Below are 9,438 nucleotides of genomic sequence, written 5' to 3'. Positions count from 1 at the left end.
CGCTGGCTGATATTGAAGAGCGAAACGGCGTAAGCATTGACTGGAAAAAGCTTTACGAGATCACAAGCAGCCACGATTATGGGGAGATTTTTATTGGAGACATTAAAACGCCTGTTAAGCATTCCTCCAAGGAACTCCGGTTATTAATCCAACAGGTCGAAGAAGGCATGATTGAGTATTTTATTGAAGAGAACATTCCGGAGGAGTTCAAAGCCATTTTCCGCAAGCAGCTCCGAGAAGGCAAAGACAATTCAGTAGAAGGTTTGATCCTTGAAGTTGCGGACAAGATGGATCAGGTGTACGAAGCATTTGCCGAGCTACAACGGGGAAATACTGAAAAAGAATTTATAGTCATGTATCGTAATGCGCTTGTTAAAATCAAAAATATCCAATTAAAATGTGTTGATTATTTTCTAGAGCATATTTTGCCGGATATGGTTAAGGAAGAAACGCCTTCATCCATTGATATTAAAAAGATTACGGAAGAAGCCTTAGCTCTATAAATGAATTCTCTTACCGTCCAGAAGCTACAGAAGCGCTTCTGTTCATACATAATGATGTTTTTTTAGTAATGGAGCAGCTCCTGAATGAAAATAAAAAGCAATAAGTGGCAGTGATTAAACTGCCCTTATTGCTTTTTTCTTCATGCATAGTCCTTGAACACTTTCTTAATATCAGGATTTTGCAAAATTCTTAATATATGAAAATGTTATTTATTCCGAAAAAGGATTCGGGAAATTCGTTTTAGTGGCAGAATATTGTTCCTTGGTACTACCGATTCCAAGCTCGCCGTTTTTGTTAAATCCCCAGGACCAGACCGTTCCATCTGCTGTCAAAGCGTGCGAATGGTTGCCTGCTGCACTGAATGCTACTACATCGGTTAGTGGTGTATTCATGTCATCTACAACTTGGGTAGGGACTTTAATAGAAAATACATCGGTCCCGTCACCTACCTGCCCATAAGTATTTACTCCCCATCCCCACAGAGTTCCGTCATTTTTAAGGGCAAACGCCTGGGTGTTGCCTGCTTTCAGTCTACTTACATTAGAAATATTGATCAATACGGGTGATCTTCTAAAAGTCGAGGTTCCATCCCCGAGCTTTCCGGAAGTATTGCTACCGGAAGCGTATACTTCTCCGCTATTCGTTAAAACATAAATGCGGTCAGACCCGGCAGTAAAGGTTTTGATATCATCAATTCGATATTGAACAGGGGTAAGCTGGTTTTCTTTATCATCCTGTCCCAGTGAGCCATCAGAACCTTTTCCCCATACCCATAGCTGATTATTTTTATCTAAAGCTGCACCAAAGCTATCGCCAGCGTCAATGGATACAATATCTTCCAAACCTTGTACCTGGACAGGCTTAACGGAAAAGGCGGAAACGCCCTTTGTACCAATGCCCAGTTGCCCAAAGTTGTTTTCTCCGTAGGCCCACACGGTTCCGTCATTTTTTAAGGCCAGTGTGAATTGACCTCCTGCTCTCACTTCCTTAACATCATTAATATATTTGTTCTTAACTGGATCTCTTGCCGTATCCCTCTTATTGCCAGTGCCTAGCTCGCCGTAACTTGCAAAGCCCCAGGACCAGATGGTTCCGTCTTTTTTGAGCAAGGTTGAATGCGAATCACCAGCATCAATCATAGCGATATCAGATACATCCGCTTGCATCGGACTTGTTTTATTATTTCCTCCGCCAGCACCTACACCGAGTTTGCCATTACTGTTACTTCCAGTTGCATAAAATGAAGATCCATCTTCCATGGCCAGGAAAGTATTAGTTGACCCTGCCGAGAGCAAATGATCGTAATTTACAGTAGAATCAGCGCTTGCTGTAATGGAACTTCCCATCAGAAGTGTGGATGCTGCGAGAGCTGCCAAACCTAATTTTTTTAACATATTAATAAACACACCTTTCGAAATATAATGGATAACTAAAGCAACCAAATTATTCCTGCCTACGTCTTAATAGTGAATCGTATTTTATAAACCAGATTAGGGAGGATCACTTATGAAAAATAGAGTTTCTGCCCTTGCCCTTATCTTGCTTGCAGCAGCATTATTGCCGGCATGTTCTAAAATAGAATCGGCTAGGCTGGTTAACGAATCTAACGAAGCGGTAGCTCAATCTATTTTTGATTTAGATCGTCTGGAAAGCACAACGGTATACACGGGGCGTGCCAAAATCGAAAGTATTGAAAAGATTGAAAAAGAAGTAGAACAACCATTAGCTGCCCCCACCATGGACTATTTGATCCGATTTGAACAGCCTGTTCAATTTGCTAAAGGACTGCCCAAAAGTGATGATCCAACCGAAAAGCCTATCCAATCGGTCTATATATCTATTCCCGATACACATATTTATAAGCGAATGGATGATCAGCGCAGGCAATTAATCAATCCAGCAGAATTACAGGTGGGGGAACCCATTGAAGTCTCTTATGTGTACCCTGTAACACCTGTTTTCCTGGCATTGGAAATCGTCGTGCTGGATGAATTGTAGAGGAGGCCGGTAAGGCCTCCTTGCTCCTATGGAAGCACATCGTAAGGCTAGGTGATATTAATGAGCTTCACCATGTTGTAGATATAACGTGTTTGCTCATACTTCACCATAGTGCCTGCAGAGTTTTTAACTTGAATACCGGACGAGCCTCCACCATCAAGAAGAATGGCTTCAAAGCAATCCTGTTTGATAAAATAATTGCGAAGCTGTTTCAGAGTCGCATTTTCATGGACAACCAGGTAGACCTGCCAAATATTATTCACGACTTTGAAGCCCAGGCCAGTTCGCCCGGTAGAGTCGGTGTATCGCAAGGTTCCATTCAAATCGAATTTTTCAATATCTTTTAAAGCCTCAAGCCATTCTTTTTCCTCCATCTTCAGCGACAGGCTGCCTCCGCTAATAATAGACTTATACGTAATCGAAGTCCCCATTTGTTTTTTGAGATCCGTCACACTTGAAGCACGGGTAATCCCCATTTTTGTTTTGTTGCTCTCCGTGTACACAAATGCTGTCCCCCGGCTATTCCCTTTGGCATTCGCCTTGCTGTCATGGGTATTATTGGGTGTGACTGCAATGGATAGGCAATCCGTCGGCGGCTTTGTTGTGCTGATGGGGTTGAAGAAGCCCCCATTAATCCCATAGTCGGTTTGCTGTGTGATCCGGCTTCTAATATTTTTATTTTGAATATTCGAAGCTGGCGTAATGATCACATGAAAACCATCGGACGTCTGGGTATAAGAGTAGTTTGTTGGCATTATGGGCAACCTCCTGGTGAAGTATTTTGGAACCGAATCTCGCGCGATAATTCGTTTCTCATATATATAGGAAATTTACAGCCGTCTCTTACAACCCGGAAATCACATTTTCCTAAAAATATTTGAAATAGCGTGTACTGAGACAATGCTTGACTTAAAGTTAACTTTAAGTAGTAACATACTGGATGTAACGTGATGGTGATTAGAAAGGCCGATGACTATTCTTTTGATATAGGAGTGATGGAAATTGAAAAAGAAACAACTGGGTAAAAGTGACCTTCAAGTATCTGCACTGGGTCTGGGCTGCATGGGAATGTCCGAATATTATGGCGAGTTGAATGATCAGGAGTCGATCAAAACGCTTCATCGTGCGTTGGAGCTGGGGATCAATTTCTGGGATACAGCGGATGTCTATGGTGTGGGAGAAAATGAAAAACTGATCAGTGAAGTTCTGCGAAGCCACCGGGATGAGGTGATATTGGCTACCAAATTCTCCATTATGCGCGGAGAGGATGGGGGATTCTTGGGTGTAAACGGCCGTCCTGAATATGTGAAGGAAGCGTGTGACCGCAGTCTTCAAAGGCTGGGTGTAGATGTCATTGATTTGTACTACCAGCACCGTGTCGATCCGAATGTACCTATCGAGGAAACGGTTGGAGCGATGAGTGACCTGGTTCAGGCGGGTAAAGTCCGCTATTTGGGACTGTCCGAAGCTTCTCCTGCGCTCATTCGACGCGCCCACAAGGTACACCCGATCACAGCCCTGCAAACGGAATACTCCTTATGGAGCCGGGAAGCGGAAGATGAGGTTATACCCGCTTGCAAGGAGCTGGGAATTGAATTTGTAGCGTACAGTCCGCTGGGACGCGGCTTTTTGAGCGGTCAAATTCAGAAGTTTGATGATTTTGCAGAAGATGATTTCCGTCGTACCGTGCCACGCTTTCAGCCTGAGAATTTCCAGAAAAATCTCGATCTCGTACAGCATATTAAGGACCTCGCTGCTCAAAAAGGGGTCAAGCCTTCTCAACTGGCCTTGGCATGGCTGCTTGCGCAAGAGGGAATTGTACCGATTCCAGGCACCAAGCGGGTTACTTATTTAGAGGAAAATGCGGGGGCAGTCGATATCTCTTTATCTACGGAGGAAATGGAAAATATTAACGAGATCATTCCCAAAGGAATGGCAGCTGGCCTTCGTTATGCGGCAGAGCGGATGCCGAATTGGCAAGCCGAATAATTCCAGCTTTATAACCCAAAAAGCCGTCCTTAACGCGGATCGGCGCGAAAGGCGGCTTTGCGGGGCTTACATATACAGCTAAGGTCGTGGTTTGAAAATACCGAAGGGACGTCCTACAGGCAGGAACGTACGGCCAAAATGTGCATTCAGAACAGCGGCTCCTGTACCGTATAGCGAGAGTAGACCAATACCCATTTCAGCATAAGCGGCGATGGTATGGAAAATCTCTGGTGCAACGCCGAATGCATCAAAGCTAAGACCGAGGAACAGAAAATCAATCAGGACAAAGATAAAGAATAGGACCTTATGCGTCTCCATCGCTCCAATGGTCATGAACAGCGTGAAGATGAGGTAGCCGGCAAAGGCAAAGCCGAGCTGCTTACCGTCTACAGCAGACGCCAGCTCAGGGCCGAATACGCCCATTTTGATCATCCAGCTACTAGCTACGGCTAACCAGAAGAAGGCGTAAGCGCCAAAAGCCGTCATGCCAAAGGTGTTGTTATGCTTTGCATCCTGAATGCAGGCAAATAGCTGTGCAAAGGCACCAAGGAAGATAGCCCAAGGGATGATGAAGCTCAAGCCCTCAGTGAGACCGAGCTTTTGGGATGAAGCGACAAGCGTTACAATAGCCAAGCCAAACAGACCGATCGCGCTCGGATCGGCTGTTACGATTTTTACGTTAGAATGAGATTCGTTTTGCATGAAAAAATAGAAGCCTCCAATAATGTTCAAGTACGTGTCAATCTGCCGATGCCAGAATCACACTGACATATTGTAACGGAAACAGAGGAACTAGCATAGTACATAATTCTGCTATCGATTGCGATTTCCTGTATTGACGTTATTACTTCCACCCTCGATACTGATCGATTTGCCCGAAGTATCTGTGATGTTATCTTTAATTTCATTGGAGCTGGAATCAGTGACACGTATTCCTATGTTGGAGAAGCCAGAGTGCGTAGTCATCTCGTTACCGATCACCTTATTGTTGTTTGCACTGGAAAGGCGAATGATTGCTTCCGGGTTGAGTGAAGAGTTGGTCTGAAAGAACTTATTGTCTGTAAATGTATTGCCATCCGATTGGACCAGCAGACCTTGCAGGGATGCATTTTTTACCGTATTCCCGTTTACGTTGTTACCTGTCGCTCCAGTAAGTACAAAGATTCCCCGAGGATAATTTTCAATTACATTATTGTTGACGGTATTGTTGGCACCATTATTAGGGATGCGAATGCCTGCGTAGCCGTCAGATTGATGGGTTTTGTTAATAATTTGGTTTCCGGTGACTGTCGTGTAGGTTGCGCGTGACAGATTGATTCCACTGCCGCCGCCCGAATTGGTAATTTGGTTATTCGTAATTTTGACGTTACGGAACTCGCCTGCCGGGAAGCTTTCATGTCCGGTGGCAATCGCATGTCCATTATTCCGGTCAAAGCGGCTGTTGGTAATCTCGGAATCTCTAGTTCTCCGAAGTAGCGCTCCAATGGTTGTGTCACGAATCTCCACACGATCCAGCGTAAGGTGCGAGACGGCTACATCTATAATCATACCGCCTACCTGACTTTCACCACGGGCTTCACGATTCGTACGGTCTGCGTCAATCGTAAGATTAGATAATTTCACATTTAATCGCTCAGAATTGTTCCGCAGGATAGGATTCGCAATAACGTATTGGCTTTTGGTCCCTGTTTTTTTGAAAATCGTTTTGCCCATTCCGTCACCGTTCAGACTCACCCCGGCATATAAACGGATCGAATCGTCAACCAGATATGTACCTGCCGGGAAGTACACAGTTCCTTCTGTACCGCGATCATAAAAATACCTCAACGCATTTTGGATTTCCTTGGATTGTGAGGAATTCGAGTTGGGTTTAACGCCAAAATCCTGGGCATTAATCACGTTGTCGGCCGCCTGGGCCACATGCGGGCTTCCTCCTATAGAGCCTTGAATAACGAGTGCAATGACAGCTACCAGCAACAAGCTGAGCCTGCCCTTGCGATTAAAAAGACTAGACATTGTAAACACTCCTCTTAACAAGATTGTTGAAACAATTACATAATTACCCTTAATATATCGGTTAAAATGGGTTTTATTTCAAGTCTTTACTTCAATAAAATTGCAGAGCCACTAACTTTCAGCTTGCTTTAATCTTGTTTTCAGCTTGACCAGGTACACTCAAGGCAATTTTCCTAGGGAGGACGTATAACGAATGAAAACGAAAAAGACCGTTTGGATTCCGGCAATAATTGCAGTTACGGTAGCAACTGTGTTCGTAATCTACTATTACTACATGTCTTCGGTTTCCGGCGGCGGGCCTGGCCCGCGACCGCCAGAAGGCGGCGTAAGTAACCTGCCTACAGGGAATGTAGGAGGACGTCCCGGTGGAGAAGGAGGCGGGGGCAACGGGGAAATATTCAAGACGTTGGGTACGATCTCCGTATTCCTTGGCGCGGCCGCTTTCTCTTGGTTCTGGTTTAAGAAGAAGCTAAGATCGCCATCAATATGGGTCAGAAAAGCCGGGAAGTTGTTACATTCCCTGCATAAGCTGCTGGGTTGGGCGACCTTGATACTGATTGCTGTTCACGGTGTCTATTTTTTGATTACCAAGCTTCAAGATAACCAAACCTACACCGGGCTTGCGGGCTTTGCCATTCTGCTGGCGATCGCCGGGTATGGCTTTTTTATTAACAAAGTGCGTAACAAGTGGATGCGGACTGTGCATCGTTTGCTCGGATTGGTTTGGATTCCCGTGTTGCTGCTACATGCTGGAGGATCCGCGATCTTGGCGGTCATCGCCAGCCTTGCAGTGGGGGCTCTTGTCTGGGTACTGGAAAGAATGGCGGGTAAAACGATGAAGCCTGTCCCGGGGGACACTATCTGACTATCTTGAATGGTGTTACGTCGGGATTTGTGATAATATTTACACTTATATAAAATGAGGAAGTGACATAGTGATAAATATAACGATTCCAACCCCAGACATCACGATTACCAAACAGGTTAACCCTGAGCTGAGCCATATTTACGGATTTACAGATTTCCACCTGATCCCCAGAGATAAGGCTGGTATTTTTATGTTCTACAACGCGCAGGAGGAATTGTTGTTCGTTGGTAAAGCAAGAAAGCTGAGACAAAGAATCAAAAAGCATTTTGAAGACACTGTATCGCCGATCAAGGCGAATCGCAACGAAGTGGCGATTATTGAGGTTTGTATTGTCGAAGATGCGGTAGAGCGAGAAATCTATGAAACCTACATCATCAATGCACAGAAGGCTAAATATAACGTCGAAAAAGTGTTTTTCAAGTAATGAAGCAACTCCCGTGTGAACATAAAGAGCAATAAGTCGCAGTGATTGTACTGCCCTTATTGCTCTTTTGTATTACTGTATTTAGATCCTTCCAGAGAGGGTGACGTGGTATGAACAAAACAGACCGTCTGCTTGCTATCTTATTAGAGTTGCAGCGTAAGGATATTTTACGAGCCGAGGATTTGGCGGGCATATTCGAAACAAGTGTGAGAACCATCTATCGGGATATCCAGGCTCTAAGCGAATCGGGTGTACCGATTGTAGGAGCACCGGGCATAGGATATTCCTTAATGGAGGGCTACTTCCTGCCTCCAGTGAGCTTTACCGTAGAAGAGGCTGTGGCGTTGCTAATCGGGACGGATTTTGTCGAACAAAAATTTGATACAGAATACGGCACCAAGGCGCAAGCTTCCCGCAGGAAGATAGAAGCTATTTTACCGGAGAGCATTCGCAGGGAGGTTTCGCGGGTGCGTACAACCATCAGGCTATTCGCAGGGGGGAAAGAGGTAGATCGTAGAGAGAAAACCTATTTGGAAACGCTGCGTCTCGCTATATTGGAACAACGGAAGGTACGGTTCGGCTACTCCAAAAGAATGCCAGAGGCTGACGGGAATCGTCAAAGCGTGCGTGTGGTCGCCCCCTATGGTCTTGTACTGCTTCATGGTTCATGGGTTTTGCTTGGTCAATGCGAATTGCGGCAGCAGCTCCGCCACTTCCGTTTGTCACGTATGGACGAGCTTATGGTTCTTGAGGACGGCTTTCAGTTCCCCGCCGATTTTAAATTGCAGGATTACAAGCAAGCAGATGATCGACATATATACGTTCGCATACTAGCCCGTCCTGAGATTGCTGATAAAGTGAAGGAAGCGAACAATTTTTACATGGAGAGTATGGAGGAGCGTACAGATGGATTGCATGTACTCTTCCGTGTCAGACAGCCGGAGGAACTACTGCAATGGATACTAGGGTGGGGTGCAGATATGGTCGTGCTGGAGCCTGAATCACTACGGGATCGGGTACGTGTGGAAGTCGAAAAAATGTTGAAATGCTACTGACATAATGCTGTCAGTAGCATTTTTGTATAGTAAAGCTAACTAAAGGAGAGGGGCTTAATAGTATATGAATACAACAACCGAAACATTGCAGCGTTTTGAAGAAACAGTACAACATTATCTTCTTGAATTGGACAGCTTTAGCTTGGAGCAATTGCAGTACACACCGCAGGAGGATCAATGGTCGCTTGGACAAATGTACCTTCATTTGGTGAACTCTGCTCTTTATATGCATCTTAAGAACATTGATCTTTGTCTACAGTCTAATGGGGAGACGGGGGCTAAAACGGAGGCGGGCACGGCAGCTTTTAATCTGGGAGGCTATCCGCCCATACGTATCCAAGTCCCACCATCTCCGCAGTATACTCCTCCACAACCGACTAGCAAAGAAGAAATTGTGGAAGGATTAAACGTTGTGATCCGTAAAATGAGAGAGATTGAACCGGTCGTTGGGAAATCAACAGGGCCGTTTACCGTCTCTCATCCCGGATTCGGCGCGTTAAATGCTGGAGAGTGGTTTATGCTCATCGAGATGCATTATCGTCATCATCTTTTGCAGAAGGAGCGCTTGAAGCACGCAATAGCCG

At 45.1% G+C, this 9,438-nt stretch carries 10 protein-coding genes and 2 pseudogenes; 7 read left to right on the top strand and 5 right to left on the bottom strand.

All coding sequences use genetic code 11. The annotated features are described in order from the left end of the window. Window positions 1–503, top strand: a 503-nt coding sequence (locus tag C1I60_RS05720; protein WP_252361588.1) for a YfbR-like 5'-deoxynucleotidase, incomplete at its 5' end; no start/stop codon positions are given. 210 nt (window positions 504–713) lie between these two features. Here C1I60_RS05720 and C1I60_RS05715 read toward each other — a convergent pair. Beyond that, window positions 714–1,946 (bottom strand): RCC1 domain-containing protein, encoded by a 1,233-nt coding sequence (locus C1I60_RS05715; RefSeq protein ID WP_252361587.1) that lies wholly within the window; start codon window positions 1,944–1,946, stop codon window positions 714–716. 64 nt (window positions 1,947–2,010) lie between these two features. Between C1I60_RS05715 and C1I60_RS05710 the strand changes: the two genes are divergently transcribed. Beyond that, window positions 2,011–2,502 (top strand): hypothetical protein, encoded by a 492-nt coding sequence (locus C1I60_RS05710; protein WP_137060863.1) that lies wholly within the window; start codon window positions 2,011–2,013, stop codon window positions 2,500–2,502. A 47-nt stretch (window positions 2,503–2,549) separates the two neighbouring features. Here C1I60_RS05710 and C1I60_RS05705 read toward each other — a convergent pair whose 3' ends face one another. Beyond that, entirely contained in the window at window positions 2,550–3,257 is a 708-nt protein-coding gene (locus tag C1I60_RS05705) for a phosphodiester glycosidase family protein (protein ID WP_137060862.1), read from the bottom strand. Between the two features lie 247 nt (window positions 3,258–3,504). Here C1I60_RS05705 and C1I60_RS05700 point away from each other — a divergent pair, with 247 nt between their 5' ends. Beyond that, window positions 3,505–4,491: an aldo/keto reductase gene (locus tag C1I60_RS05700; RefSeq protein WP_137060861.1), complete on the top strand. Its 987-nt coding sequence runs from the start codon at window positions 3,505–3,507 to the stop codon at window positions 4,489–4,491. 78 nt (window positions 4,492–4,569) lie between these two features. Here C1I60_RS05700 and C1I60_RS05695 read toward each other — a convergent pair whose 3' ends face one another. Beyond that, entirely contained in the window at window positions 4,570–5,193 is a 624-nt protein-coding gene (locus C1I60_RS05695) for an acetate uptake transporter (RefSeq protein ID WP_137060860.1), read from the bottom strand. Between the two features lie 111 nt (window positions 5,194–5,304). Continuing rightward, window positions 5,305–6,507, bottom strand: coding sequence for a glycosyl hydrolase family 28-related protein (locus C1I60_RS05690; RefSeq protein ID WP_137060859.1), 1,203 nt, complete (start codon window positions 6,505–6,507; stop codon window positions 5,305–5,307). Window positions 6,508–6,700: 193 nt separating this feature from the next. Between C1I60_RS05690 and C1I60_RS05685 the strand changes: the two genes are divergently transcribed. From C1I60_RS05685 to C1I60_RS05670, 4 genes and pseudogenes are all read left to right on the top strand, one after another. Further along, the gene (locus C1I60_RS05685) at window positions 6,701–7,372 is read left to right on the top strand and encodes a hypothetical protein (RefSeq protein WP_137060858.1); all 672 of its coding nucleotides are present in this window, start codon (window positions 6,701–6,703) and stop codon (window positions 7,370–7,372) included. Window positions 7,373–7,442: 70 nt separating this feature from the next. Continuing rightward, window positions 7,443–7,799: a nucleotide excision repair endonuclease gene (locus C1I60_RS05680; RefSeq protein ID WP_137060857.1), complete on the top strand. Its 357-nt coding sequence runs from the start codon at window positions 7,443–7,445 to the stop codon at window positions 7,797–7,799. Between the two features lie 110 nt (window positions 7,800–7,909). Then, a complete protein-coding gene (locus C1I60_RS05675; RefSeq protein WP_137060856.1) occupies window positions 7,910–8,854 on the top strand; it encodes a helix-turn-helix transcriptional regulator in 945 nt (314 codons plus the stop codon). Window positions 8,855–8,918: 64 nt separating this feature from the next. Then, window positions 8,919–9,350: pseudogene (locus C1I60_RS05670) on the top strand (DinB family protein); the annotation flags it as partial. A gap of 25 nt (window positions 9,351–9,375) precedes the next feature. Here the strand turns inward: C1I60_RS05670 and C1I60_RS26270 are convergent. Further along, a pseudogene (locus C1I60_RS26270) lies at window positions 9,376–9,438 on the bottom strand (Crp/Fnr family transcriptional regulator); the annotation flags it as partial.

It is taken from the genome of Paenibacillus terrae, from assembly GCF_005217525.1.
GTDB classification, from domain to species: domain Bacteria; phylum Bacillota; class Bacilli; order Paenibacillales; family Paenibacillaceae; genus Paenibacillus; species Paenibacillus terrae_C.
The sequence above is the reverse complement of the archived record's forward strand: the minus strand, read 5'-3'. Positions and strand labels throughout refer to the sequence as shown.